This window comes from Streptomyces sp. NRRL F-5135 (assembly GCF_000719775.1).
GTDB classification, from domain to species: domain Bacteria; phylum Actinomycetota; class Actinomycetes; order Streptomycetales; family Streptomycetaceae; genus Streptomyces; species Streptomyces hebeiensis.
Window position 1 is genome coordinate 116,457 of sequence record NZ_JOHR01000007.1, and the last position, 25,744, is coordinate 142,200.

At 73.9% G+C, this 25,744-nt stretch carries 20 protein-coding genes, 1 pseudogene and 1 riboswitch; of the genes and pseudogenes, 9 read left to right on the forward strand and 12 right to left on the reverse strand.

Going from position 1 to position 25,744, the window contains the following annotated elements:
• Positions 1–132 precede the first annotated feature (132 nt).
• The 4 genes and pseudogenes from IG02_RS0113075 to rsmH all read right to left on the reverse strand — a co-directional run.
• Positions 133–1,833 (reverse strand): annotated as a pseudogene (locus IG02_RS0113075) (UDP-N-acetylmuramoyl-L-alanyl-D-glutamate--2,6-diaminopimelate ligase); the annotation flags it as partial.
• A gap of 18 nt (positions 1,834–1,851) precedes the next feature.
• Entirely contained in the window at positions 1,852–3,852 is a 2,001-nt protein-coding gene (locus tag IG02_RS0113080; protein ID WP_030745814.1) for a peptidoglycan D,D-transpeptidase FtsI family protein, read from the reverse strand.
• Positions 3,853–3,856: 4 nt separating this feature from the next.
• Positions 3,857–4,357: a hypothetical protein gene (locus IG02_RS36280; protein ID WP_063756776.1), complete on the reverse strand. Its 501-nt coding sequence runs from the start codon at positions 4,355–4,357 to the stop codon at positions 3,857–3,859.
• Complete coding sequence (rsmH, locus tag IG02_RS0113090) at positions 4,354–5,310, reverse strand: 16S rRNA (cytosine(1402)-N(4))-methyltransferase RsmH (protein ID WP_030745820.1); 957 nt, start codon at positions 5,308–5,310, stop codon at positions 4,354–4,356. The genes IG02_RS36280 and rsmH overlap by 4 nt, the downstream gene beginning before the upstream one ends.
• A gap of 640 nt (positions 5,311–5,950) precedes the next feature.
• Here rsmH and IG02_RS0113095 point away from each other — a divergent pair.
• The 4 genes from IG02_RS0113095 (at position 5,951) to IG02_RS0113110 (ending at position 11,781) form a co-directional block, all read left to right on the forward strand.
• Positions 5,951–6,514, forward strand: a complete 564-nt coding sequence (locus IG02_RS0113095; RefSeq protein WP_030745823.1) for a beta-class carbonic anhydrase — start codon at positions 5,951–5,953, stop codon at positions 6,512–6,514.
• 388 nt (positions 6,515–6,902) lie between these two features.
• Positions 6,903–7,946, forward strand: coding sequence for an AAA family ATPase (locus IG02_RS0113100; RefSeq protein ID WP_030745826.1), 1,044 nt, complete (start codon positions 6,903–6,905; stop codon positions 7,944–7,946).
• The gene (locus IG02_RS0113105; RefSeq protein ID WP_078854437.1) at positions 7,946–9,379 is read left to right on the forward strand and encodes a DUF58 domain-containing protein; all 1,434 of its coding nucleotides are present in this window, start codon (positions 7,946–7,948) and stop codon (positions 9,377–9,379) included. The genes IG02_RS0113100 and IG02_RS0113105 overlap by 1 nt, the downstream gene beginning before the upstream one ends.
• Entirely contained in the window at positions 9,376–11,781 is a 2,406-nt protein-coding gene (locus tag IG02_RS0113110; protein WP_051764923.1) for a transglutaminase TgpA family protein, read from the forward strand. Before IG02_RS0113105 ends, IG02_RS0113110 begins: the two co-directional genes overlap by 4 nt.
• Before the next feature lie 223 nt (positions 11,782–12,004).
• Here the strand turns inward: IG02_RS0113110 and IG02_RS0113115 are convergent, their stop codons facing one another.
• The 3 genes from IG02_RS0113115 to IG02_RS0113125 form a co-directional block, all read right to left on the reverse strand.
• Positions 12,005–12,403 carry a DUF3040 domain-containing protein gene (locus IG02_RS0113115; RefSeq protein WP_030745834.1) on the reverse strand — a complete coding sequence of 133 codons (399 nt, stop codon included), beginning with the start codon at positions 12,401–12,403 and terminating at the stop codon, positions 12,005–12,007.
• A gap of 351 nt (positions 12,404–12,754) precedes the next feature.
• Positions 12,755–13,471 (reverse strand): methyltransferase, encoded by a 717-nt coding sequence (locus IG02_RS0113120; protein WP_037802871.1) that lies wholly within the window; start codon positions 13,469–13,471, stop codon positions 12,755–12,757.
• 319 nt (positions 13,472–13,790) lie between these two features.
• Complete coding sequence (locus tag IG02_RS0113125) at positions 13,791–14,366, reverse strand: SAV_6107 family HEPN domain-containing protein (protein ID WP_030745840.1); 576 nt, start codon at positions 14,364–14,366, stop codon at positions 13,791–13,793.
• Positions 14,367–14,729: 363 nt separating this feature from the next.
• Between IG02_RS0113125 and IG02_RS36285 the strand changes: the two genes are divergently transcribed.
• The 4 genes from IG02_RS36285 (at position 14,730) to IG02_RS0113145 (ending at position 20,422) form a co-directional block, all read left to right on the forward strand.
• Positions 14,730–15,503: an ATP-binding cassette domain-containing protein gene (locus IG02_RS36285; protein WP_051765026.1), complete on the forward strand. Its 774-nt coding sequence runs from the start codon at positions 14,730–14,732 to the stop codon at positions 15,501–15,503.
• Positions 15,475–17,757, forward strand: coding sequence for a YhgE/Pip family protein (locus IG02_RS0113135; protein WP_030745846.1), 2,283 nt, complete (start codon positions 15,475–15,477; stop codon positions 17,755–17,757). Before IG02_RS36285 ends, IG02_RS0113135 begins: the two co-directional genes overlap by 29 nt.
• Before the next feature lie 55 nt (positions 17,758–17,812).
• A complete protein-coding gene (locus IG02_RS0113140) occupies positions 17,813–18,421 on the forward strand; it encodes a TetR/AcrR family transcriptional regulator (protein ID WP_030745849.1) in 609 nt (202 codons plus the stop codon).
• 414 nt (positions 18,422–18,835) lie between these two features.
• On the forward strand, positions 18,836–20,422 hold the full coding sequence (locus IG02_RS0113145) for a phytoene desaturase family protein (RefSeq protein ID WP_199814011.1): 1,587 nt from the start codon (positions 18,836–18,838) through the stop codon (positions 20,420–20,422).
• Positions 20,423–20,546: 124 nt separating this feature from the next.
• On the opposite strand, the gene IG02_RS0113150 is transcribed toward IG02_RS0113145, so the two are convergent.
• The 5 genes from IG02_RS0113150 to thiO all read right to left on the reverse strand — a co-directional run bounded on the left by IG02_RS0113150 (position 20,547) and on the right by thiO (position 25,238).
• Entirely contained in the window at positions 20,547–21,731 is a 1,185-nt protein-coding gene (locus IG02_RS0113150; protein ID WP_030745855.1) for a hypothetical protein, read from the reverse strand.
• 52 nt (positions 21,732–21,783) lie between these two features.
• A complete protein-coding gene (gene metF / locus IG02_RS0113155; protein WP_051764925.1) occupies positions 21,784–22,701 on the reverse strand; it encodes a methylenetetrahydrofolate reductase [NAD(P)H] in 918 nt (305 codons plus the stop codon).
• Positions 22,702–22,896: 195 nt separating this feature from the next.
• Positions 22,897–23,691, reverse strand: coding sequence for a thiazole synthase (locus IG02_RS0113160; RefSeq protein WP_030745860.1), 795 nt, complete (start codon positions 23,689–23,691; stop codon positions 22,897–22,899).
• A 6-nt stretch (positions 23,692–23,697) separates the two neighbouring features.
• Entirely contained in the window at positions 23,698–23,907 is a 210-nt protein-coding gene (gene thiS / locus IG02_RS0113165) for a sulfur carrier protein ThiS (protein WP_030745861.1), read from the reverse strand.
• Positions 23,904–25,238, reverse strand: a complete 1,335-nt coding sequence (gene thiO / locus IG02_RS0113170) for a glycine oxidase ThiO (RefSeq protein WP_078854480.1) — start codon at positions 25,236–25,238, stop codon at positions 23,904–23,906. The genes thiS and thiO overlap by 4 nt, the downstream gene beginning before the upstream one ends.
• A riboswitch (TPP riboswitch) is annotated at positions 25,236–25,349 on the reverse strand. Its footprint overlaps the gene before it by 3 nt.
• Before the next feature lie 51 nt (positions 25,350–25,400).
• On the opposite strand from thiO, the gene IG02_RS0113175 reads away from it, so the two are divergent.
• A complete protein-coding gene (locus IG02_RS0113175) occupies positions 25,401–25,742 on the forward strand; it encodes a hypothetical protein (RefSeq protein ID WP_030745865.1) in 342 nt (113 codons plus the stop codon).
• Positions 25,743–25,744: the final 2 nt, after the last annotated feature.

The window sequence follows — 25,744 nt, forward strand, 5'->3', positions numbered from 1 at the left end:
CTCGGGGCCGGGCTCGTGGTGCGGCCCGGGGCGGTGACCCGGGCGGAGGCCGGGGCGGGGCTCCGTCGGGTGCTCGGAACGGTGCTCGGTGCGGTAGTCGGAACGGTGCTCGACGCGGTGTTCTGTGCGGAGCTCGGGCGCGTGCTCGCGGCGCAGGGAGCGCTCGATGGCCGTGCGCAGGACCTCGCGGTCGTCGAAGGCGCGGACGACCCCGGCGACGTCCTGGCCCTGCTCGTGGCCCTTGCCCGCGATCAGGACGGTGTCGTCGGCCTCGGCGAGGCCCACCACGGCGGCGATGGCGGAGGCCCGGTCGGCGTCCACGAGGACGTCGCCCCGCTCGTGCACGGGCACCTCGGCGGCGCCCGCCAGCATCGCGGCGAGGATCGCGAGCGGGTCCTCCGAGCGCGGGTTGTCGGATGTCAGTACGGCGGTGTCGGCGAGCCGGGCCGCGGCGGCGCCCATCGGGCCGCGCTTGCTGACGTCCCGGTCGCCGCCGCAGCCGAGCACGAGGTGGATCCGGCCCTTGGTGACCTTGCGCAGGGAGCGCAGGACCGATTCGACGGCGTCCGTCTTGTGGGCGTAGTCGACCACGGCGAGATACGGCTGTCCCGCCTCGACGCGTTCCAGGCGGCCCGGCACCCCGGGCACGGCGGCGATGCCGTCGGCCGCGGTCTGGGGGTCGATCCCGGCGACGGCGAGGGTGGCGATCGCGGCCAGGGTGTTGGCGACGTTGAACGGGCCGGGCAGCGGCGCCTCGGCGGTGACGCGCTCGCCGTCCGGGCCGACGGCCGTGAACGTGGAGCCGTGCGAGCCGACCCGGACGTCCTCGGCGCGCCAGTCGGCGTCCGGGTGGCCCTCGGCGGAGAACGTGGTGAGCGGGACGGTGGCCTCGGTCAGCAGCCGGCGGCCGTACTCGTCGTCGAGGTTCACCACCCCGGCGCGGCTGCGCCCGGGGGTGAAGAGCCCGGCCTTGGCCTGGAAGTAGTCCTCCATGCCGGAGTGGAACTCCATGTGCTCGGGGCTGAGGTTGTTGAAGACGGCGACGTCGAACACACAGCCGTCGACCCGGCCGAGGACCAGGGCGTGGCTGGAGACCTCCATGGCGACCGACTCCACGCCGCGTTCACGCATGACGGCGAAGAGCGCCTGGAGGTCAGTGGCCTCGGGGGTGGTGCGCTCGGACTTGATGCGTTCGTCGTCGATCCGCATCTCGACGGTGCCGATCAGTCCCGTCCGGTGGCCGGCGCCGCGCAGCCCGCCCTCCACGAGGTAGGCCGTGGTGGTCTTGCCCGAGGTACCGGTGATCCCGATCTGGAGCAGGTCCGCGCCGGGCCGCCCGTAGATCTCGGCGGCCAGCTCCCCCATGGCGCCACGCGGGTCGGGCACGACCAGGACGGGCAGCCCGGTGGCCGCCGCGCGGTCGGCGCCGGCCGGGTCGGTGAGGACGGCGACGGCTCCCAGGTCCGCCGCCTGGGCGGCGAAGTCGGCGCCGTGCAGCCGGGCACCGGGCAGCGCGGCGTACACGTCGCCCGGTCGCACCGCCCGCGAGTCGTGCGTGATGCCGGTCGCCTCCCCCGGGCCGGTCACCTGCCCGTGGGCCGGGGTCTCGGCGCCCAGCCGGGCGGCCAGCTCCGTGAGCGGCGTGGGGTGGACCCGCTCCGGGCGGGGCGTCCCCGGCCGGTTCGCGGCGGCGTCCTGGGGGGTGGTTCGGTCTTGATCAGCGTGTGGCACGGCGGTGAGCGTACCGGGCCGTACGGGCCGCGAGCCACGTGAGGGGGGCTCGTGCGCGGCGGGATCGTGGTGGTTCCCGGAATCGGGGGTGATGGTTGTCACTGGGTGGTTCCCTGGGGGTCACTCGCCGGGTTTGAAGGTGACCGGCAGCCGGGCGGGTTTGCTGCCGGTCGGTTCGACCCGCAGCGTCTTGAGAGCGAACTCCATGACCTTCTTGTAGGTGGGACCGCAGATCTGGCCGCCGAAGTGGCTGCCCTTGGTGGGCTTCTGGATGGCGCAGTAGACGGTGATCCGCGGGTCGTCGGCGGGGGCGAAGCCGGCGAACGAGGCGGTGTAACCCCGGTAGACGCCCAGTTCCGGATCGACCCGGTTGGCGGTGCCGGTCTTGCCCGCGACGCGGTAGCCGGGGATGCGGGCCTTGGTGCCCGTGCCCTCCTCGTCGCCGACGACCGACTCCAGCATCGTGGACACGGTCTTCGCGGTCTTCTCGCTGACCACCCTGGTCCGCTCGGGGGCGGGCGCCGCGGTGAAGCGCCCGTCGGGTCCCGTCGTGCCGCGCACCAGCGTGGGTTCGACCCGTACGCCGCCGTTGGCGATCGTCGAGAAGACCGAGGTGGCCTGGACGGCGTTGAGCGAGAGGCCCTGGCCGAAGGGGATCGTGTACTGCTGCGAGGTGGACCAGTCCGCGGGCTTCGCGAGCAGGCCGCGGGTCTCCCCGGGGTAGCCGAGGCCGGTGGGGCGGCCGATGCCGAACTTGGTCAGGTACGAGTGCAGGACCTTGTTGGCCTCGGCCTGGGTCCTGCCGAGTTCGCCGGTGGCCATGATGGTTCCGATGTTGCTGGACTTGGCGAGGACCCCGTTGAGCGTCAGGTACCAGGTGGGGTGGTCGACGTCGTCCTTGAAGAGGCGGTCGCCGCGGTGCAGCCGGTTGGGGACGACGACATGGGTGCCGGGGGTGGCGGCCCCCTCCTCCAGCACGGCGGCCATGGACATGACCTTGCTGGTGGAGCCGGGCTCGTAGGCGTCCTGGAGGGCCGCGTTGCCCATGGCGGCCGCGTCGGCCTCGGAGAGGTCGTTGGGGTCGAATCCGGGGGCGTTGGCCATGGCCAGGATCTCCCCGGTCCCGCTGTTCTGGACCACGACGTAGCCGCGTTCGGCCTTGGACTCCTTCACCTGGTCGGCGATGGCCTTCTGCGCGGCCCACTGGATGTCCCGGTCGATGGTCAGCTCGATGTCCGAGCCGGGTACGGCCGGTTTCTCCCGTGAGCCGGCGGTGGGCACGCGACGGCCCCCGGACTGGGCGTAGCTGATCTGGCCGTCCTGGCCGGCCAGCTCCGTGTCGAGCATGGACTCGACGCCGCCGGCGCCCCGGCCGGCCGCGTTCACGTACCCCAGTATCCCGGCGGCGAGGTCCCCGTTGGGGTACACGCGCTTGCTGCTGGCGTCCTGGAAGACGCCGGAGAGCACGCTCACGCCGGAGCCGCCGTCGGCCTTGGCCTTGCTCGCCTTCCGGGCGAGCACGTTCTTCAGGTCCTTGATCTGGTTCCAGACCTGGGGCGTCTGGCGGCGCGCCAGGACGGTGTAGCGGGACTTGGGGGTCTTGAGCTTCGCCACGAGACCGGCGCGGTCCACGCCGAGTATCGGGGCGAGCAGTTCGGCCGCCTGCTCGGGGGCGTCGGGCACCTTGGTGAAGTCGCGGGTGAACATGAACGGGTCGGCGGTGATGTCGTACGCGTCGACGCTGGTGGCGAGCGCGATACCGGCCCGGTCGGTGATCTCGCCGCGCTCGGCGGCGACGGTCTGGGTGTAGTAGCGGCTGCGCTCCGCCTTGGCGGCGAACTCGCTCGCGTCGACGGCCTGCACCTGGAGCAGCCGGACGACGAACGCCAGCATGACGAGGGTCAGGCCGAGGCCGATCAGCCGCAGCCGGGGACGGGGGCTGCCGAGCCGGATCCGGCGGGGGCCGCGCGCGCCCGGGCGCGGACGGCGGGGCGCCTGCGCCGGGCGTACGGTGGCGGGCCGGGGGCGGCCGCCGTTCCCGGGCCGCGCGCCGCCGGAGCGTTCGGGGCCGGAGCGGGCGGGGCCGGGCACGCGGCGGCGCGGTGGTTCCTTGGGAGGCACTGCGTCACCTGCCGGGTGTCGTAGGGGCCGGCTCGCCGGATGTCCGGGGCGGGGTGCCTCGGGGTGCGTCGTCGGCCGGGGAGCCGGTGGGCTCCGGGGTCTCCTCGGCGCCGCCCATCGGGGACTGCCGCCCGGACGCGGTGGCCTCGCCGGTGACACCGCGCACGGTGCCGGCGGGGTCGAGGAAGAGCGGGCTGCCGCCGGGCACCATGCCGAGCCCGCGGGCCCGCCGCTCCAGCGCGTACGGTGCGGAGGCGTTGTCCACGTCCCGTTGCAGAGCCTGTTCCTCGTCGGTGAGGTCGGTGGTCTGCTTCTTGAGGTCGCTGAGCCGGAACGACCCCTCGTTCAGCGCGGAGTTCAGCAGCAGGAGGCTGATCAGACCCCCGCCGAGGAGCAGCACCACCAGCAGGACGAAGGGGGTCCGGGCCGCGGAGCCGGCCCCGGAGGGCATCAGCTGGGCGAGCCGCGCGGCCCGCCCCCTCAACTGCTTGGCCGGTCCGCTCACGGAGCGTCCTCCCTGATGCGCCGGGCCCCCCGCAGCCGGGCCGGGGCCGCCCGCCGGTTCTCGGCGATCTCCTCCTCCGTGGGGAGTTCGGCGCCGCGGGTGAGCAGTTCGAGACGGGGCTGGTAGCGCTCGGGCACCACGGGCAGCCCCGGCGGGGCACTGCTGGCGGCGCCCGCCGCGAAGACCTGCTTGACCAGGCGGTCCTCCAGCGAGTGGTACGAGAGGACGGCGATGCGGCCGCCCACCGCGAGGCTCGCCACGGCCGCGGGGACTGCCCTCTCCAGGATGGCGAGTTCGCCGTTGACCTCGATGCGCAGCGCCTGGAAGGTGCGTTTGGCGGGGTTGCCGCCGGTGCGCTTGGCGGCTTGCGGGAGAGCGTCGCGGATCAGCTCCACGAGCCGGGCGCTGTGGGTGAAGGGCTGCTTCTCGCGCTCCTTGACGATGGCCGACACGATGCGCTTGGCCTGCTTCTCCTCACCGTAAGCGCGCAGGATCCGCACCAGTTCGCCGGGCGGGTAGGTGTTGAGGACCTCGGCGGCGCTGACACCGGCCGTCTGATCCATGCGCATGTCGAGCGGGGCGTCCTGGGCGTAGGCGAAGCCGCGGTCGGACTCGTCCAGTTGCATGGAGGAGACTCCGAGGTCGAAGAGGACGCCCTGGACGCGCCCCACACCGAGACGGGCGAGGACGTCGGGCAGTTCGTCGTACACGGCGTGCACGAGCGTGGCCCGGTCGCCGTACGGGGCGAGCCGCTCGGCCGAGAGCCGCAGCGCCTCCTGGTCCCGGTCGAGCGCGATCAGCCGGGCGGAGGGGAAGGTGGCGAGCAGTGCCTCGCTGTGCCCGCCGAGGCCGAGGGTGCAGTCCACGACGACCGCGCCGGGCTCGGCGAGGGCGGGGGCCAGCAGGTCCAGGCAGCGCTGGAGCATGACGGGCACGTGACGGACCTGGTTCATCACGGGCGCACCCCCGGGGCGGGTACGAGGCTCGCGCGGAGCGGGCCGGGCCGTGTCCGGGAAGTCCCGCCGGCCCGGCGGATCGCCGCGGGGCGGTGCCGGGGTCCGTGGGCGGTGGCGCGGGCGCGCCGACGCCCGTCCGCCGTGCCGGATAGGCCGGGCGTGCCTTCCGTACGGCGCTGCGCGGGCGCGCGGCCTTCCGTGACTCGCTCGCTGCGCTCGCTCATGCGCCCTCTCAGGATCCGGCGCGGCCGTCCGTGCGGCCGGGTCCCCGCCCGCTCAGAAGGGGAGTGGTCCGCCGTCGCCGGAAAGGGCGTCGGCCGACCGCCGAGCGGGAGGAGGCCGAGCCGCACGTAGGGCCGCGACATGCGGGAATGTCCGGAATGCGTCGGGTTGCGTTCGGGGTGTGTCCGTGAACTTCGCGCCACTTTAGTCCACTCGTCCGTCCGGTCAATCAACCGGCCAGCGCGTCGTCCGGGTCACTCCCCACTCGACCGCGAACAGCACATTTCACCCGTTCGACACCGCCTGCGCCACTCGTGTGGACTACCTCACACCCCGTGACGTTGACGCTCCTTGTGCCGTCTTCGTCCCGTTCCCCGGCAGCCCTCGGCGCCCCGTGACCATTACCGTCGTGGGTATGCCGACTTCCGCACACCTTCCCACCGACTCCGACGGATCCCCCGCCGGCCCCGCCAGGACCGGCGGGACGGTCACCGACCGACTCGTCGAGGCGAACCAGCACTACGCCGCCGACTTCGCCGACCCCGGGATGGACGCGCGGCCCGTGCTGCGCGTCGCCGTGGTCGCCTGCATGGACGCGCGACTCGACCTGCACGACGCGCTCGGGCTCTCGCTCGGCGACTGCCACACCATCCGCAACGCGGGCGGTGTGGTCACGGACGACGTCATCCGCTCCCTCACCATCAGCCAGCGGGCGCTGGGCACCCGCAGCGTGGTCCTCATCCACCACACCGGCTGCGGCCTGGAGAGCCTCACCGAGGACTTCCGGCACGAGCTGGAGATGGAGGTCGGCCAGCGGCCCTCCTGGGCCGTCGAGGCGTTCCGCGACGTCGACCAGGACGTCCGGCAGTCGATGCGGCGCGTACGGACCTCGCCGTTCCTCCCCCACACCGATGACGTCCGCGGCTTCGTCTTCGATGTGAAGACGGGCCTGCTGCGGGAGATCGAAGCGGCGGACTGACCTTCGCCGGAACCGCGTCCACGCCCGCCCGGAACGTTTCGCGCACGTCCCGCCGGTGACCTCGGCCGCGCGTCGACGGGGCCTCGGCCGCGCCCCGGCGGAGCCTCGGCCGCGCCTTGGCGGGGTGCTCGCGCCCGCCACGCCGGGGCGCTCCTTCACAGCCGCCGAGGGCCGGTTTCCCGCCTCACCAAGGCCAGAAAAACCGCAATACCGGCATAGCGCACCCAGTTATCCACAGGCGAGTGACACGAAGCGGTAACGGCAACAAGAATGCAGCTGTGACAACGCCCCGGACGCGTCCGGGTGGACGGGCGGGCGGTGTCCGTGTTCTGGGTGGGCCGGGCCGTCTGACGGAGCCTCGGCCCGGGGAAAGGGCCGAGGAGGGCCGGTGACGACCTATGACGATCGTGCGAGCCGCACAGATCTGACCGCCACTGCGGAGCGTGTCCGCACATCGGTGGAGGGTGTGATCGAGGGCAAGCCCGAGGTCGTACGGCTTTCGCTGACCGTACTGCTCGCCGAGGGACATCTGCTGATCGAAGATGTTCCCGGTGTGGGCAAGACCATGCTGGCCAAGGCGCTGGCCCGTTCCATCGACTCGTCGGTGCGGCGGATCCAGTTCACCCCCGACCTGCTGCCGTCGGACATCACGGGTGTGTCGATCTATGACCAGCAGCGGCAGGACTTCGAGTTCAAACCGGGCGCGATCTTCGCCCAGATCGTGATCGGCGACGAGATCAACCGCGCCTCCCCCAAGACCCAGTCGGCACTGCTGGAGTCCATGGAGGAGCGTCAGGTCACCATCGACGGGCAGTCGTACGAGCTGCCCAGCCCGTTCATGGTGGTGGCCACGCAGAACCCGGTGGAGATGGAGGGTACGTATCCGCTGCCGGAGGCGCAGCGCGACCGCTTCATGGCCCGGGTGTCGATGGGCTATCCCAGCGCGGAGGCCGAGGTGCAGATGCTGGATCTGCACGGCGGCGTGTCCCCGCTGGACGACCTCCAGCCGGTGGCCCACGCGGCCGACATCGTGAAGCTGATCGACGAGGTGCGCGCCGTCCATGTGGCCGCCTCCGTGCGCAGATACGTGGTCGAGCTGGTCGGCGCGACCCGTAACCACCCGGACCTCCGGCTCGGTGCGTCCCCGCGTGCGACGCTCCACCTGATGCGGGCCGCCAAGGCCGCGGCCGCGCTGGCCGGCCGGGAGTACGCGCTGCCCGACGACGTGCAGTCCCTGGCGGTGGCGGTGCTGGCGCACCGGCTGCTGCCGACGGCCCAGGCCCAGCTGAACCGCCGCACGCCCGAGGAGGTGGTGCGGGAGATCCTCGGGCGCACGCCCGTGCCCACGGCGGACGGCGGCCGGGCCCCGGGGCCGGGACGCGTGCCGGGGCCGCATGTCTACGGCCGGCAGCCCGGCGCACGGCGGCTGTGATGGAGGCCGGCGGGCCGTGGCGCCCGGAGGGCCCGCACGGCGCGGAACGCGGCGGGGAGCGCCGCGGAGAAGGGGACAGGGAAGAGGGAGGAGAAGGGCGAGGGGACAGGGACACGGGCGGGCCGCGGGCCGCGCTGTCCGGACTGACCACGCGCGGCCGGTCGTTCCTCGCCGCGGGCGTCGCCGCGGGCGTCTGCGCCTATGTGCTCGGCCAGTCCGACCTGCTGCGGGTGGGCCTGCTGCTGGCCGTCCTGCCCCTGATCTGTGTCGCGGTCCTGTACCGCACGCGCTACCGGGTCACCGGCAGCCGGCGGCTGTACCCCTCGCGGGTGCCGGCCGGTTCCGAGGCGCGCGTCCACCTGCGGATGGACAACGTGACGCGGATGCCCACCGGGCTGCTGATGCTCCAGGACCACGTGCCCTACGTCCTCGGCCCCCGGCCCCGCTTCGTCCTGGACCGGGTGGAGCCGGGCGGCCGCCGGGAGGTGTCCTACCGGGTCCGTTCCGACCTGCGCGGGCGGTACCCGCTCGGACCGCTCCAGCTCCGGCTGAGCGATCCGTTCGGGATGTGCGAGCTGACCCGCTCGTTCAGCGCGTACGACACGCTGACCGTCATCCCGCGCACCGAACCGCTGCCCCCGGTACCGCTCGTGGGCGAGTCCGCGGGCTACGGCGACGGGCGGCAGAGTTCGCTGGCGCTGGCGGGCGAGGACGACGTGATCCCCCGCGGCTACCGCTACGGCGACGACCTGCGCCGGGTGCACTGGCGCTCCACGGCCCGCTACGGCGAGCTGATGGTGCGGCGCGAGGAGCAGCAGCAGCGGTCGGGGTGCACGGTCCTGCTGGACACCCGGCGCGTCGCCTACGCGGGAGCGGGCCCCGGTTCCGCCTTCGAATGGGCGGTGTCGGGCGCGGCCTCCACGCTGGTGCACATGCTGGAACGGGGCTTCGCGGTCCGGTTGTTGACCGACACCGGCAGCTCCGTACCGGGCGAGGGGGCGGGCGGCTTCGGCGGGGCGGCCCCCGAGTCCGCCGACTCGGCCGGACTGATGATGGACACCCTCGCGGTGGTCGACCACTCCGGGGAGGACTCCCTCTCCCGCGCCTACGACGTCCTGCGCGGCGGTGCGGAGGGGCTGCTGGTCGCCTTCTTCGGCGACCTGGACGAGGAGCAGACCGTGGTGGCGGCGCGGATGCGGCAGCGCTGTGCCGCCGCCGTCGCGTTCGTGCTCGACAGTGCCGACTGGGTGCGGGGCTCCGCACCGGACGACCGGGCCGAGGACCGGCTGCGGCGGCTGCGCGAGGCCGGCTGGACGGCGGTCGCCGTGCCCTCGGGGGCGGCCCTGCCCGACCTGTGGCGCCAGGCCGCGCGGCAGCGCTCGGAATCGGCGGTCACCGGCGCCGCGTCGGCTTTCACCGGAGGATGGTCATGAGCGGTCCGGGACGGCTGGCCCTGTGCGCCTTCGCCGCCACCCTGATGGCGGCGGGCTCGCTGGTGCCGCTGGTCGACACGGGCGACTGGCTGGTGCGGGCCGCCTTCATGCTGGCGGTCCTGGGCGCGGTCGGCGCGCTGGCGCGGCGGGTGCCGCTCGCCCGGCCGCTGACCGTGGCGCTGCAGGCCATGACCGTGCTGCTGATGCTCACCATGGTCTTCGCCCGCGACGAGGCGCTGCTCGGTTTCCTGCCGTCCCCGGGTGCCTTCCAGGAGCTCGGCGAGTTGCTGACGGCGGGCGGCCAGGACGTCGGGCGCTATGCGATACCGGCGCCGGCGACCGACGGCATCGAGCTGATGCTGATCGGCGGCGTCCTGGTCATCGGGCTCGCGGTGGACGCCCTCGCGGTGACCTTCCGCAGCGCGGCGCCGGCCGGGCTGCCGCTGCTCGCCCTCTACTCGGTCGCCTCGGGGCTGTCGGGCGGGGCCGGGGGCCGGCTCTGGTTCCTGCTGGCGGCCGGCGGCTACCTGCTGCTCCTGCTGGCCGAGGGCCGGGACCGGCTCTCCCAGTGGGGCCGGGTGTTCGGCGCCCCGGCGCGGGAGCCGGGCCGCTTCGCGGTCTTCGCCGGCTCGCCCCAGCGCGCTCCGGTCCGCACCGGCCGCAGGATCGGGGTGGTGGCGCTGGGCGTCGCGCTGGCCGTCCCGGCGGCCCTGCCGTCCCTGGACGGCGGACTGCTGGCGAACGCGGGCCGGTCGGCCGGCTCGGGGCTGGGCGGCGGAGGCACCATCTCCGCGGTCAATCCCCTGGTCTCCCTCCAGAACAACCTGAACCAGCCGGAGAACCGGGAGGCCCTGACCTACCGGACCAACGCGCGGGACACCCAGAACCTGTACCTGCGGATCATGGCACTGGACAAGTTCGACGGGACGTCCTGGCGGTTCTCCCAGCGCAAGGTGGAGGATGTGCCGGACCGGCTGCCCGGCGCGTCCGGGCTGGGCCCCGGCGTCGGCACCGAGGAGATATCGACCAGCATTTCGGCCGCGGGCTGGTACCGGCAGAACTACCTCCCGATGCCCTATCCGGCGACGCGGGTGCGGATCGACGGCCGCTGGCGCTTCGAGCCCGAGGGCCGGACGCTGGTGGGCGACCGCGGGCAGTCCACGCAGGGCGCGGCGTACAAGGTCGACAGTCTGCTGGTGAACCCGACGAGCGAGCAGCTCGCCTCGGCGCCGCCGCCCCCCGCCGACCTGCTGGAGGAGTACACACGGGTCCCGGCCGGCCTGCCGGGTGTGGTGCGGTCGACGGCCCAGGACGTCACCGAAGGCGCGGCGAACAACTACGAAAGGGCCGTCAGGCTCCAGGACTGGTTCGCGCTGGACGGCGGTTTCACGTACGACACCGAGGTGGACTCGGGCACGGGCATCACCGCGATCACCCGCTTCCTGGAGAGGAAAGAGGGATTCTGCGTCCACTTCTCCTTCACGATGGCCGCGATGGCCCGCACGCTGGGCATACCGGCGCGGGTCGCCGTGGGCTTCACCCCGGGCACGCCCAAGCCGGACGGCAGCATGTCGGTCGGTCTGCGGGACGCGCACGCCTGGCCGGAGCTGTACTTCGAAGGGGTCGGCTGGACCCGCTTCGAGCCGACGCCGAGCCGGGGCAGCGCGCCCGACTACACCCGTCCCGAGACGCCGACGGACACGCCGAGCGCGGAGAGCAGCGCGGACACCGACCCGGCCGAGACGCCGTCGGCCGAGCCGTCCGGCTCGCCGAGCTGCCCGGCGGACTCCGGGCGGCCGGAGGCGTGCGGCAGCGCCGCGCCGGGTGCGGCCCCGCCGCCCTCGGATCCGGGCTTCCCGTTCGGGACGGTGCTGCTGAGCGTTCTGGGAGCGCTGGTCGTGATCACGTTGCCGCTGCTGCCACTGCTGTGGCGGACCAGGGCCAGGGCCCGCCGCCTGGGCTCCGGCGGCCGGACGAGCGCGGCCACCGCCGACACCGCTGCCCGGACACTGGCGGCCTGGCAGGAGATCACCGACACCGCCTGGGACCACGGCATCCCGCCCGACGACGCGCTCACCCCCCGCAAGGCGGCGGACCGGCTGATACGGCTGGGCCGGCTGGAGGGGGACGCCGCGCAGGCGGTGCACCGGGTGGCGGGCTCCGTCGAGCAGGTGCTGTACGCGCCGGAACCCCGCCCGGCGCCCGGCCTGGCGGACGACGCCCGGCGGGTCCGCGAGGCCATGGCGTCCTCGGTTCCCCGCCGGACCCGTCTGCGGGCGCTGTTCCTCCCGCGCTCGGCCGTACGGGTGATCTGGTCCGCCTCGGAGCGGTGGCAGGCACTCACGGCCCGCCTCCGGGACGTCCGCCTGTCGCTGCCGCGTCGGCTGCCGGGGGCGCGCTGAGGTGCGTGGGGGACGCGTGGCCGCGGGACGCACTCGCGGCGGACGGTTCCCCTCCCGGCGCTTTCTTCCGTGAACCGGGCTCCGTGCCCGGGCCGCCGGCCCGGGCACGGAGCCCGGAGCCCGGTCCCGGTACGTCGGATTCGCGGCGGTGCACGCCTGTCCGGGCAGGGCCCGGACACGACTGAGGGGCGAACGCGTGACGCGTTCGCCCCTCAGTCTTGGCTCACTGGCCCTGTTCGTCCCGGCGGCGCTGCCACCGCTGCTCGATCCTGTTCATCACCGAGCCCCGCTGCCCCCGTGGTCGGCGGCCACCGGCCTGTGGTCCGCCCGAAGACTGCTGCTCGCCCGGCTTCGGCGCCTTGCGCCAGCCGGTGACCGCAAGGACCGCGCAGCCCAGCATGACGAGGAACCCCACCACACTGATCCAGATCTGCTGGGCGACCATTCCGGCCATGAGGAGCGCGATTCCCACCAGGAAGCCTGCGACCGCCTGATAGACCCGTCGCCGGGTATACGTACGCAGCCCGCTTCCCTCAAGCGCTGTCGCGAACTTGGGATCTTCGGCGTACAGCGCTCGCTCCATTTGCTCGAGCATTCGCTGCTCGTGCTCCGAGAGCGGCACGGAGTCCTCCTCGTCGTCGGTCGCGGGGGGCGACCGGTATGCGGCCCCTTCAAGGATAGGCAGGGATTCGCCCCCGTGAAACCCGCCCTCAATGCCATTCAGTCAGTCCGGGCCGCCACGTCGGTTCGGCCGTTGAAGCGTTGATTCCCCAACCGTCGAACCGTCATGCCGGACGGCGTACCCCGATCATACGGCGCTCGGCGCGTCGCCGGGGGGCCTGTGGCGCACTCCATGTGTGGTCGCGACGCTGATCAGCCACCCTATGGCCTTTTCCGCCGCCTTTGGGAAGCCTTGGGCGGCCGTCTCTCGGCCACCGGCCAGGCCGGGCCGGAGCCATGCCGCGGGCTCCGGTCAGCTCCGCTTCTCGCCCAGTACGTGCAGTTGTGTGGCGACGGACTGGAACGCGGGCAGTTCGGCCGCCGCCTCCTCCAGCCGCAACAGGGCGTCCAGGGCACCGGGCTGGGTGTCCACCAGGCCGCCGGGGACCAGGTCGGAGAAGACCCGGACGCCGTGCACGGCCTCGACGGCCGCCCCGGCGTCGCCGACCAGGTCCGTGAGCTGATCGGCCGTGAAGCGCCGGGGGACGGGATCGCCCGCGCCCCAGCGGCCCGCCGGGTCCGTCAGGGCCTGCCGGGCCTCGGCGAAGTGCCCCGCCAGCGCCCTGGCCAGCACCGCGCCGCCCAGGCCCGCGGCGAGCAGGCTGAGCGCCCCGGCCGGCCGCAGCGCGTCCACCGCGTTCCGCAGGCCCTCGGCCGGATCGTCCACGTACTCCAGCACCCCGTGGCACAGCACGGCGTCGAACCCGCCGCGCCCGACCACCTCGAAGAGGCCGTGGATGTCGCCCTGCACCCCCCGGACGCGGTCGGCCACCCCGGCCTCGGCCGCCCGGCGCTCCAGCGCGAACAGCGCGTTGGGGCTGGGGTCCACGACGGTCACCCGGTGCCCCAGCCGGGCGACGGGCACGGCGAAGTTGCCCGTGCCGCCCCCCGTGTCGAGCACGTCGAGAACCGCGGTCCCGCCCGTCTTGACCCGGCGGTCGAGGGCGGCCTCGAGGACCTCCCAGACCACGGCCGTACGCAGGGGTCCGCGGGGGCGGGAGGGCGTGTCCCCGCCGAAAGCCGCCGCGGCGCCCGAAGTACCCGAGACGCCGGAAGCACCGGTGGACCCGGAAGACCCGGCAGCACTGGGGACGCCGGAAGCACCGGAAACGGGGGAAGGGTCCGACACGGCAGTGACTCCTTGGCGCGGTGCCGCCCCGGGCGCCCGGGGCGGTTGAACTGTGCGGGCTCGTCACCACCCTATTGCCTCGGCCTTCCCTCCTGGTCAACGGCCGCTTCCCGCCGAGCCGCCCGGCCACCTCCCTCCCGAGCCGTGCCGGCCGGGCGCGTCAGCCGGCCGCGTCACCCCGCTCCGCCGAGCCCGGGCGGCGCGGCGGCGCCCCGCGCTCGCCGGAACCACCGCGCGGCCGGGGCAGGGCCGGCTCCGGCGCCAGCATCCGCTCCACCAGCCGCAGGAACATGGCCGCCGAACGCAGCAGGTCGTCCGCGTCGCGCCCCGTCGCCGCACCCCGGATGCCCGCCTCCGCGCGCGCCCTGCGCTCGGCGCCCGCGGCGAACAGGGCGCTCCACTCGGTCAGCTCCGGCGCGATCTCGGGCAGGACCTCCCACGCGCTCCTGATGCGCCGCCGCCGCTGCGTGGCCGGCTCGGGCCGGCCCCGGGCCGCGAGCACGGCGGCGGCGGTGCGGAGGGCGGCGAGATGGGCGGTGGCATAGCGCTCGTTCGGCACGTCCAGTCCCCCGGCCTCGGCCAGCCCGGCCCGCGCCTTGGCGAGCAGGTCGAGGGCGGCGGGCGGCGCCGTGGCACGGCGCTGGACGGGGTGGACGTCGCTCGGTGGTCCGATCAGTGCGGGGGCGGGGCCGTCGGTACGGCGGCGACGCGCGGCGCCGGGGTAGGTGCCGGCCATGACGGAACCTCCTGTCGTCGTGTGACGGCGCTGTGGCCGTGTGTGTCCATCGTGCGGGCCGCCACTGACAATCGGCTCCGACCAGGGCTTTTGCCTCGAACACGCACACGGGTTAGCTTTTGCACTGACCAGTCAGTACAGTTATTGCGCACTAGCCGGGGAGGTCCCGTGGGCGATCGGAACAGCGAGGGAAACGGCGGGAACGACGCACCCGACGTAACCGCCGGAACCGACGCACCCGACTGTGACGGCGACCGCGGGGGCGGCGGGCGCCGCGGACACCCCGGGGACGGGGACCCCGCGCCGGCCGCGGCCGCCGGCCTCACCGGGACGGCCGCCGGTCTCACCGCGGAGAACCTCGGGGTGAAGGGCCCGCGCGGCTGGGTGTTCCGCCATCTGCGGTTCGAGGCCGCGCCCGGCGCGCTCGTCGCCGTCGAGGGCGCCTCCGGCTCCGGTCGCACCTGTCTCCTGCTGACCCTCACCGGCCGGATGCGCCCCACCGAGGGCAGCGCCCGGGTCGGCGGGGCGGTCCTCCCCCGGGCCATGGGGTCCGTGCGCCGCTTCAGCGCTCTCGGTCCCGTGCCCGGGGTCAACGACCTCGACCCCGCGCTGACCGTCGCCGAGCACCTGCGCGAACGCGAGCTCCTGCGGAGCCGTTTCGGCGGCTCGCCCCGCGCCCTGCTGCGCCCCCGCGCGGAGCGGGCCGCCGAGGCCCGGCGCCGGGTCTCGGCCGCGCTGACCACCGCCGGTCTCGACACCGACGCCCTGCCCAAGGGCGAGCGCACCCACGTGCGCGACCTGGAACGCCTGGAGGCGCTGCGCCTCTCCGTGGCCCTGGCGCTGATCGGCGGTCCCCGGCTGCTCGCCGTGGACGACGTCGGCCCGGGCCTCTCCGACACCGGCCGCGCCGAAGCCTGGCGGCTCCTGCGCACGGTCGCCGACGGCGGCACGACCGTCATCGCCGCCTGCGGCGGGACGGCCCCCGACGAGGCGGACACCGTCATCCGGCTCAGGACGGCGCGCAGGACGCGCACGGCGCCACCGGCACCGCCGGCCGGCCGAGCGGAACCGGACCACCCGACCCCACGGACACAGGAGGACACGGCCGATGCGCTCGCCGAAACTCGCCGCGCTTGAGCTCAAGCGGTTCGGCAGGGGAAGACTGCCGCGCGCCGCGCTCGTCGCCGTCACCCTGCTGCCCCTGCTCTACGGCGCGCTCTACCTGTGGTCCTTCTGGGACCCGTACGGCAGGCTCGACCGGATCCCCGTCGCCCTCGTGAACGACGACGAGGGCGCCACCGCCGACGGCCGGAAGATCGCCGCCGGCGACGAGATCACCCGGGGTCTCCTCGACAGCAAGGTGTTCGCCTGGCACGAGGTCGACGCGGCCGAGGCCCGCCGGGGCGTGGAGGACGGCTCGTACTACCTCTCCCTGACCATGCCGGCCGACCTCAGCCGGCGCATCGCCTCGAGCTCCGGCGACGCGCCCGGCACCGGCGCGCTCCAGGTCCGCACGAACGACGCCAACAACTACATCGTCGGCCAGATATCCCGGACCGTGTTCGCCGAGGTGCGCACCGCCGCGTCGACCAACGCCTCGCGTTCCTTCCTCGACAGGATCTTCATCTCCTTCTCCGACATCCATGACGCCACCGAGCGCGCCGCCAAGGGCGCCGACCGGCTGGAGAGCGGCATCGGTGAGGCGAAGAAGGGATCGGAGGACCTCACGGCCGGACTGCGGACCGCCAAGGACGGCAGCGGCGACCTGGCGGACGGGCTGACCAGGCTGGACGAGGGCGCGGCCGGCCTCAAGACCGGCTCCCGGCAGGTCGCGGACGGCACCCAGGAACTCGCCGACAAGGTGGGCGCGGTGGCGGACGGCATCCGTCCGTACCTCAAGGACAACGGCAAGGCGATCGGCGACTCGGCCCGGTTCGTCGCGGACTCCGCGCAGGCGGTACGGGACGACCTCGACCGCCTCGTGACGTCCGCGCCCACCGTCGCCGCCGAGGCGCGCCGGGCCTCCGACGACGTGAACTCCGTCTACGAGACGCGCTGCGAGGCCCGTACCGGCGAGACGGAGACGAGCGGGACGGAGACGAGCGGAACGGCCGACGCGACGGCCGGTGCCTCGGCGTCCGGGGCGAGCGGCCCCGGCACGGCAACCGTCCCGGACCCGGACCCGGCCCCCGGTGCCTCGGCCACCCCCTCGCCCGATGACCCCGCCATCCCCGGCGGACCCACCGACCCCACCGCCCCAACCGCCCCGGCCGACCCCACCATCTGCTCCTCCCTCGAACGTGCCAGGAACGCCGCCGCGTCCGTGGCCGATGTCGCCGGTGACATCAACTCCCTGGTCCAGGACAACAGCGGCGACCTCGGGAAGCTCGACGGCCGGCTCGCCACGCTGAAGCGGCAGGCGACCGCGCTCGCCGAACGCGCGCCCCACCTGGACGAGGATCTGGAGACGGCCGTCACCAAGATCAACACTCTCAACGCGGGCGCCCACCGGGTAGCCGAGGGCGCCGAGCGGGTGCACACCGGCCTGAGCGACGCGCGGAAGGGCTCCGCCTCGCTCGACACCGGCATCGGTGACCTCTCGTCCGGCGCCACCTCCCTCGACGGCGGCCTGTTCAGGCTCGCCGACGGCTCGACCGAACTGGCCGGCGGCCTGAACGACGGCGTGGACAAGATCCCCGACTACGACCGGCGGGAGCGGGACCGCCGTACGGACGTGATGGCCGACCCCGTCCAGCTCGCGTCCCGTTCCCTGCACGCGGCGCCCAACTACGGCACCGGTTTCGCCCCCTACTTCATCCCGCTCTCCCTCTGGGTGGGCGCGATGGTGGCGTACATGCTGATCCAGCCGCTCAACCGGCGTGCCCTGGCCGCCGGTGCCGCCGCCTGGCGGATCGCCCTGGCCGGCTGGCTGCCCGTCGCGGCGATCGGACTGCTCCAGGCCGGCGCGCTGCTGTCCGTGCTGCACTGGGCGATCGGCCTGGAGTTCGCCAGGGCCGCCGGGACCGTCGGCTTCCTCGCCCTGGTCACCTGCTGTTTCACGGCGATCGTCCAGTGGCTGAACGCGCGGTTCGGACCGGCGGGCCGGATCCTGGTCCTCGCCCTGCTGATGCTCCAGCTCACCTCGGCCGGAGGCACCTATCCCGTGCAGACGAGCCCGGGGTTCTTCGCCGCCGTCCACCCCTTCCTGCCGATGAGTTACGTGGTGGAGGCCCTGCGCAGACTCATCACGGGCGGCGGGACGGGGCCGGTCTGGCAGGCCTGCGCCGTACTCGCCGCGTTCACCGCGGGCGCGCTGGCCCTGACCGCCCTGTCGGCCCGCCGCAAGCAGGTGTGGACGGTGGACCGGCTGCATCCGGAGCTGAGCCTGTGAGGGCCGGTGGCCGGATCACCGGCGCGCGGAGCGGCGACCTGTGACAATCATCGCCATGGACAGCAGCAGCACCCGCCGCCAGGCCACCCGGCAGAAGCTCTACGAGGCCGCCGTGACCCTGATCGCCGAACAGGGCTTCTCGGCCACGACGGTGGACGAGATCGCCGAGCGGGCCGGGGTCGCCAAGGGCACGGTCTACTACAACTTCAAGAGCAAGACGGAGCTCTTCGAGGAACTGCTGCGGCACGGTGTCGGCCTGCTCACCTCGTCCCTGAGGGAAGCCGCCGAGGCGACGGCGGAGCGGGGCGGCACCCGGGTCGACGCGCTCGACGCGATGATCAGGGCGGGGCTGGTCTTCATCGACCGGTATCCGGCGTTCACCCAGCTGTACGTGGCCGAGCTGTGGCGGACCAACCGGGCCTGGCAGTCCACGCTCCTGGTGGTGCGTCAGCAGGCCGTGGCCGTCGTGGAGACCGTGCTGCGGGAGGCCGTCGAGGGCGGCGAGCTGAGCGACGAGATCGACATCTCGCTGACGGCCGCCGCGCTGGTGGGGATGGTGCTGGTGGCGGCCCTGGACTGGCAGGCGTTCCAGCCGGAACGGTCGATGGACGACGTCCACGCGGCGCTGTCGCGGCTCCTGCACGGACGGGTCGGCGGCCGCTGAGACGGCCGGACCGCACACGTTCGCGGCCCGGCCGTCCCGTACGGCGACAAGGCCCCGGCCCACGCCCCGGTCCCGTACGACGCGGCACGTCCCCGGCCGTACGACGGCACGACCCGGCCCGTACGACGGCACGACGACGAAAAGACGCCGGCCCGGTGAAGCTCAATCCCCCTGAGCCTCACCGGGCCGACGCGCACCCCCGTTCCGTCGGGGGAACCGCACCGTTCCGCCGCCCCGTGTCGGCGGTGCCGGTGCCGCGCCCCTTCCGTGGTCTCCACTCTCCCGTCCGCGCGGGTCGGCTCCCATCCGCGCCGCTACTCATCTCGCCCACTAGGTACGGGTACTCACACCTCCGTACTCCGCCCCGGTCCCGGCGGACAGTCTCCTGGCCTGCGGACAGTAGAGTTTCCGGCCATGGCACGGATTGCGGTGATCGGCGCCGGGATGGGCGCCATGGCGGCGGCCGCCCGGCTGGCCGTGGCAGGCCACCGGGTGACGGTGTACGAGCGGGCGGCGACGTACGGCGGTTCGCTGGGCAGGTTCGAGCGGGACGGTTTCGTCTTCGACACCGGCCCGGGACTGCTGCACCTGCCGGCGGTCTACCGCGACCTGTTCGTCAAGACCGGCAAGGAGCCCCTGGAGCGGTGCGTCCGGCTGGAGCAGGTCGATCCGGCGAGCCGCCACGTCTTCGCCGACGGTACGGACGTGAGCCTGCCCAACGCGTCGCGCGGCGGTGTGGTCGCGGCCCTGGACGCGGCGCTCGGCGCCGGGGCCGGCGAGCGGTGGGGCGCGTTCCTCAACCGGGCCGGGGACGCCTGGGACCGTACCCGCCGGCCGCTGCTGGAGGAACCGCTGCGGGCGGACCTGGAGGCGCTCGGCCGGGACCCGTATCCGGCGCCGCGACGGCGCAGGCTGCTGCGCACCGCCCGGCGGGCGTCGACGGTCGCGGAGGTCGGCGCCTGGGAACTGGCCGATCACCGGCTCGCCGCCCTGCTGGGGTGGTACGCCCTGGGCTACGGGATCGACCCACGGCGCGCACCGGCGAGCGCGGCCGTCCTGCCGTATCTGGAGCAGACCTTCGGCAGCTGGTATGTCCGGGGCGGCATACGGGAGTTGGCGCGCGCGCTGTACGAGAGGTGCCTGGCGCGCAAGGTCGAGTTCGTCTTCGACGCCGAGGTGGCCCGGATCGTCGAGAAGGACGGCGCGGTCACCGGCGTCGAGTTGGCGGACGGCACGGCCGCGGCGGCCGACCGGGTGGTCGCGGGGATCGCGCCGGGACGGCTGCTGGAGCGCGCGCCGTACGGCGAGGGGGACGACGTGGCGCCGCGCGTACCGCCGCCCGGCGCGGCCGGCGAAGTCGGCCTCGTACCCGGGCGGTTCACCGTCCTGCTGGCCCTGCGCGGCGCCCGTGAGGCCGGCGCGGCCCACCGTACGGTGGTGCACTCCCCCGACACGGACGGCGAGGCGGCCGAGGTCTTCGCGGGCCGGCCCGCCGGTCGGCCCACCGTCACGGTGCTGCGGCCCGACGACCCGGGCACGCGCCCCGACGAGGGCCATGAGGCGGTCACGCTCACCGCGACCGTCGCGCCGCACGGCGCCGCCGGTTCCGCGAGTGCCGCCGGTTCCGCCGGTTCAGCGGGCGGGGGCGGCTCCGTCGACTGGACCGACGCGGCGCTGCGGGAGAGTTACGCGGACGTGCTGGTGGCGGCCGCCGGGGCGGCCGTGCCCGGTCTGGCGGAGCGGCTGCTGTGGCGGGAGGTCGGGACACCCGCCGACACGGCGGCGCGGACGGGCGCCGACGGCGGTTCGGTGCCGGCGCCCGCGCTGGCGGGGGCGGGCGGCCGGCTGCTGCACCCGGCGAACTCGCCTGCCGGGCCTGCCGGGCTGTATCTCGCGGGCGGCTGGGCGCATCCGGGCGGCGGGCTCGCCCACGCGGGGATGTCGGGCGCGCTGGTGGCGGGCCTGATCGTCGAGGGAGCGGACTTCCGCGGCTCGCGATGAGCACTGCCCTGGGCGGGCCTCCTGACGGCCCGTCTGCTGACAGCCCGTCAGTCCGCCGGGCGAGTCGGGTGGTCGGCACCGCGGGTGTCGGGACGCCGTCGGCGCCGCTGATGTCGGGACGCCGTCAGTACCGCGGGTTGTTGTTCCGGTCGTCGTAACCGTTGTCGCCGTTGCCGTATCCGGGCTGCTGGGGCTGTCCGTAGGGCGTCTGCGGCGGCTGGTCCCCGGTGGCGGTGGGGTCCGAGTCCCGCTGGTGCGGGACCCAGACACCGCCGGGCGGGGTGTCACGGGCGTACGGGTCCTGGCCCGGCCCCACGTAGGGGTCGGCGTACTGCTGCCGGCCGCCGAAGCTGTCGTAGGCGTCGTACGAGCCGTAGTCCTGGCCGTAGCCCTGGCCCTGGCCCTGGCCCTGGCTGTAATCGGCGGGGCCCCCGGGAGTGGCGTAGTCGTCGGCGTACCCGCCGTACTGCTGCCGGTCCGTGCCGTAGTCGTACCGCGCCGCGTACGAGTCCTGACCGGAGTGACCGGAGTGACCGGACTGGCCCGCGTAACCGGAGTCACCGGGGTGACCGGAGTAGCCGGACGACTGGTAGCCGTCGTAACCGCCGTGGGCCTGCGCCGCGTAGACGTCCTGTCCGTACGGGTCCTGGCTCCAGCCGTTCCCATAGCCGTCCCCGTAGCCGTGCGACTGCGCCTGCCCGGCCCGCGCGGCGTCCGTGTCGTCGTCACGGTAGACGCCGTACTGACCGGTCTCGTCCGGCATCGGCTGCGGCGCGTACACGGGGGCGGCCTCGGAAGCGGCGCCCGCGGCGGCATCGTCGTCGACCTCGCCCGGGCCGGGGCGCTCGTCCGTACCGGCGCCCGCGGCCGGATCGGCACCCGTGCCCGCGCCCGAGGCGTCCCGTGGCGACTCGAAGGCGGCCGTGGTCTCCAGCGGCGACTCCGCCCGCTCGTACTCCAGCCCCGTGACCTCCAGCGAGGGCTCACGCTCGGCGGCCTTCGCGTTCCCGCCCTTGCGGCGGCGGCTGCTGCTACCACTGCCGCCCGACGGCTTGCCACCGCGGATCGCCCATCCCGTGGCGAAGCCACGGCGGAAGGAGAGCGTCACATACGTCTGGCCGACCGCGAACGCGGCCGCGCCCAGGCCGATCACATAGATCGAGGGGATCAGCACCCCGACGACCACGCCCAGGAAGCCGCCGAAGGCGAGCAGCCGCCAGCGCAGTCGCGCCTTGTACTGGAGCAGCACCTCGCCCAGCAGCCACAGCGCCACGATGCCGAACGCGATATAGAGGACCGTCCAGCCCATGTCCGCTCCTCTCATACGGCCACCGCCTCGGAGGAAGGGCGGTTACGGCCGGCTACGACTGCCGGTGCAGTCCGAGATTTTCGTAGATTTCGAGCGTCGCCGTGGAGTTGTTGAGCGTGATGAAGTGCAGGCCGGGAACGCCTTCCGAGAGCAGTTCGGCGCAGAACTCCGTCGCGAACTCGATGCCAATGGAGCGTACCGCCGCCGGATCGTCCTTGACCGAGAGGATCCGCTCCCTCAACTCCGGTGGGAACACCGCCGTGCTGAGTTGCGGCAGCCGCTCCAGCATCCTGATGCTCGTGACCGGCATGATCTCGGGAATGATCGGTGTCGCGCAACCGGCGGCGGCGACCCGGTCGCGCAGGCTCAGGTAACCCGCCGGTTCGAAGAACATCTGGGTGATCGCGTAGTCCGCGCCCGCCCGGCACTTGTCGACGAAGTGCCGGATGTCGCTGTCCCAGTCGGCCGAGCGCGGATGCATCTCGGGAAAGGCCGCCACGCCGACGCAGAAGTCACCCGACTCCTTGATGAGCCTGACCAGTTCGGCGGCGTACTCGACGCCCTCCGGGTGTCTGACCCACTCGCCCATGGGGTCGCCGGGCGGGTCACCGCGGACGGCGAGGATGTTGCGGATCCCCGCGTCGGCGTACTGCCCGACCATGTTGCGCAGTTCGGCGACGGACTGGCCGACCGCCGTGAGGTGCGCCACCGGCGTGAGGGTGGTGTCGGCGGCGATCCGCTCGGTGGCCCTGACGGTGCCCTCTCGCGTCGAGCCGCCCGCGCCGTAGGTCACGGAGACGAAGCTCGGCGCCACGGCCTCGACCCTGCGCAGCGCGTTCCACAGGTTCCGCTCGCCCTTCTCGGTCTTGGGCGCCCAGAACTCGAACGAATACGTGGTCTTCCCGGTCGCGAGAAGATCACGCACGGTCGGTGCGTGATCTGATCTGGTCGAAGCTGTGCCGAGGGCCATACGGGCAGGTTATCGAGGGTGCGGCGGTCCCCCAACCACGGGGGGCGATTTGCCGGGATCGCCCGCTTTACTGTCACTCTCTGGTCACTCGTTGGCCATCTACGGCTACATTCACGGGTATCTCTACAGCACGGTAAGGACTCATCCGTTCACGCTTCGCGCATGACCGGTCAGGACGAGTCTTCCGCGCCTCGCTCAGAAGGCCGGGCGCTCCGGGTCCAGCGCCGCCACGCCTTCCGTCGGGGAGGACGCCGTCGCGAAGTGCCGGCGCGGGATACGGCCCGCTCGCCACGCCAGACGTCCTGCCTCCACCCCGTGCCGCATCGCCGCCGCCATCAGCTCGGGCTCCCGCGCCCGGGTCACGGCGGAGGCCAGCATGACCGCCGCGCAGCCCAGCTCCATGGCGAGCGCCGCGTCGGACGCCGTTCCCGCGCCCGCGTCCAGGATCACCGGCACGCTCGCGTTCTCCACGATCAGCTGGAAGTTGTGCGGATTGCGGATGCCCAGGCCGGAGCCGATCGGCGAGCCCAGCGGCATGATCGCGGCACAGCCGACGTCCTGCAGTTTCCGGGCGAGAACGGGATCGTCGTTGGTGTACGGCAGGACCGTGAAGCCGTCGTCGACCAGGGTCTCCGCCGCGTCGAGCAGTTCGACGGGGTCCGGCAGCAGCGTCCGTTCGTCCGCGACGACCTCCAGCTTGATCCAGTCCGTGCCCAGCGCCTCACGGGCCAGCCGGGCCGTGAGGACCGCCTCACCCGCGGTGAAACAGCCCGCGGTGTTGGGCAGGGCGCGGATGCCGAGCCGGTCGAGCACGGACAGCACCGAGCCCCGGACCGTGGGGTCGAGGCGGCGCATGGCGACCGTGGTGAGCTCGGTCCCGGAGGCGATCAGGGAACGCTCCAGCACGTCCAGGCTGGGCGCTCCGCCCGTTCCCATGATCAGCCGGGAGGTGAGGGTGGTGGTGCCGATGAGCAGCGGATCGTCCGCCATGACGGGTCAGCCTCCTTGTACGGCCGTGAGGACTTCAACGCGGTCGCCGTCGCCGAGCGGGGTGCCGGCCCAGCGGGTGCGCGGAACCACCGTCTCGTTCACGGCGGCGGCCACCCCCGAGGGCGCGGTGGTGAGGGTCGCGACCAGGTGGTCGAGGGTGGTGGCGGCGGCCAGTTCACGTGGTTCGCCGTTCACGACGACCGTGATGCCGGTCATGGGGTCTGCTCCTGTCGTGCGGACGGTACGGCGGCCCCGGACGACGCGATGGCCCCGGGCGGCGGGCCGGAAGCCCGGGGCGGCGGTGAGGGAGACGGCGGTGAGGGAGACGGCGGAAAACGGCGCGGGCTGAACGGCCGGGCCTCCTCCGGCAGCTCCCCGTCGGTCAGTACGGCGGCCATCACCTCGCCGGTGACGGGCGTGAGCAGCACCCCGTTGCGGTAGTGCCCGGTGGCCAGGTGCAGGCCCGGGAGCGCCGTCGGCCCGAGGAGCGGCGCGTTGTCCGGCGATCCGGGGCGCAGCCCGGCGCGGGTCTCGGCGAGGGGGAGTTCCGTGATGCCGGGGACCAGCTCGTGCACGTCCCGCAGCAGCTCGTACACCCCGCCCGCGGTGACCGTGGTGTCCCAGCCGAGGTCTTCGCTGGTGGCCCCGACGACCAGTTCGCCGTTCTCGCGCGGTACGAGGTACAGGTGGCCGCCGCGCACCACGGCCCGGACCGTACGGGACAGGAAGGGGGCGTACGGCGCCGGCACGGTCAGCCGGACGACCTGGCCCTTGACCGGCCGTACCGGCGGGACGACCTCCTCCGGCACGCCGTCGAGCCGGCCGCTGAGGCTGCCGCCCGCCAGCACGACCTGGTCCGCGGTGAGCACGCGTCCGCCGGCCAGGACGGCCCCCGTGGCCCGGTCCCCCGTGACGGTGAGCCGGTCGGCCCAGCCGCGGTGGAAGACCACCCCGGCCCGCTCGCACGCGGTGACCAGGGCCGCCGCCAGCCGGCGGGGATCGATCTGGTGGTCCCCCGTCACCCGCAGGCCGCCGCGTACCCCGGGGGCGAGCATCGGTTCCAGCCGCCGGCACTCGCGCCCGGTCAGCCACTCCGCGTCCAGCCCCAGACTCCGCTGGAAGTCGTGGAGTTCGCGCAGCTGGGCCCGGTCGTCGGCGTCGAGCGCGACGGCGAGGGTGCCGCAGGCGCGGTAGCCGGTGTCCCGGCCGCTCGCCGCCTCCAGTTCGGCGACGAAGTCGGGATAGCGCTCTGCGGAGGCGAGGTTCAGGCCCAGCAGCGTCTGCTCGCCGTAGTGCGCCTCGGTGACGGGGGCGAGCATGCCGGCCGCGACCTGTGCCGCCCCGCCGCCGGGCTCCGGGTCCACGACCGCCGTCCGCAGCCCGCGCTGCGCCGCCCGCCAGGCCGTGACGAGCCCTATGATCCCGCCCCCGACGACCAGGGCGTCGGAGCCGGTGGTGTCGTGCGCCGACCGGCCGCTGTGCGGTGACGGCGTCTCCCGTGATGACCGGCCGCCGTGCGCCGACCCGCTGTCGTGCGATGACCGCATGGGCGTCCAGCCCCTCCCTTCGCCGGCATGACCCGGATCAGGTTCGTACGGTCGGAGGCCGCCTCAGCCTCCCTCTCAGCCCGCTGCGCCCGGGCTCCCGCGAGGTAGTGTCGTCGCCCAGGGTAACGCCCTGTCCCCGTCTGCCGTAAAGGAGCATTCACCGTGGCCCGTTCGCTCGACGGTCGTGTCCTGTCCCCGGTCGCCGACCAGGCGCCGGGGCAGGTGGGTACCGCCACCCGCTTCGTCTACCACGAGGAGGAGGGACGGATCTGGGCCGAGTACGAAGGCGGCGACGTGGTCCGCGGCCATCTGGTCGGGACCCGCGCGGGCGACCGGCTGGACTTCCGCTACGTCCAGCTCAAGCGGGACGGCGGCACGTCCTCCGGCCACTGCCTCTCCACCGTCGTGGACCTCCCCGACGGCCGGGTGCGGCTGGACGAGACATGGGAGTGGGAGTCCCAGGAGGGCAGGGGGACGAGTGTGGTCGAGGAAGTCCGCTCCTGACG

Excerpts from the sequence above, each read along its gene's own strand:
- rsmH (WP_030745820.1), bottom strand. The coding sequence starts at position 5,310 with ATGAACCAGGTCCGTCACGTGCCCGTCATGCTCCAGCGCTGCCTGGAC.
- IG02_RS0113095 (WP_030745823.1), top strand. The coding sequence starts at position 5,951 with ATGCCGACTTCCGCACACCTTCCCACCGACTCCGACGGATCCCCCGCC.
- IG02_RS0113105 (WP_078854437.1), top strand. The coding sequence starts at position 7,946 with ATGGAGGCCGGCGGGCCGTGGCGCCCGGAGGGCCCGCACGGCGCGGAA.
- IG02_RS0113110 (WP_051764923.1), top strand. The coding sequence starts at position 9,376 with ATGAGCGGTCCGGGACGGCTGGCCCTGTGCGCCTTCGCCGCCACCCTG.
- IG02_RS0113125 (WP_030745840.1), bottom strand. The coding sequence starts at position 14,366 with ATGGCCGGCACCTACCCCGGCGCCGCGCGTCGCCGCCGTACCGACGGC.
- IG02_RS0113135 (WP_030745846.1), top strand. The coding sequence starts at position 15,475 with ATGCGCTCGCCGAAACTCGCCGCGCTTGAGCTCAAGCGGTTCGGCAGG.
- IG02_RS0113140 (WP_030745849.1), top strand. The coding sequence starts at position 17,813 with ATGGACAGCAGCAGCACCCGCCGCCAGGCCACCCGGCAGAAGCTCTAC.
- IG02_RS0113145 (WP_199814011.1), top strand. The coding sequence starts at position 18,836 with ATGGCACGGATTGCGGTGATCGGCGCCGGGATGGGCGCCATGGCGGCG.
- IG02_RS0113150 (WP_030745855.1), bottom strand. The coding sequence starts at position 21,731 with ATGGGCTGGACGGTCCTCTATATCGCGTTCGGCATCGTGGCGCTGTGG.
- metF (WP_051764925.1), bottom strand. The coding sequence starts at position 22,701 with ATGGCCCTCGGCACAGCTTCGACCAGATCAGATCACGCACCGACCGTG.
- IG02_RS0113160 (WP_030745860.1), bottom strand. The coding sequence starts at position 23,691 with ATGGCGGACGATCCGCTGCTCATCGGCACCACCACCCTCACCTCCCGG.
- thiS (WP_030745861.1), bottom strand. The coding sequence starts at position 23,907 with ATGACCGGCATCACGGTCGTCGTGAACGGCGAACCACGTGAACTGGCC.
- thiO (WP_078854480.1), bottom strand. The coding sequence starts at position 25,238 with ATGCGGTCATCGCACGACAGCGGGTCGGCGCACGGCGGCCGGTCATCA.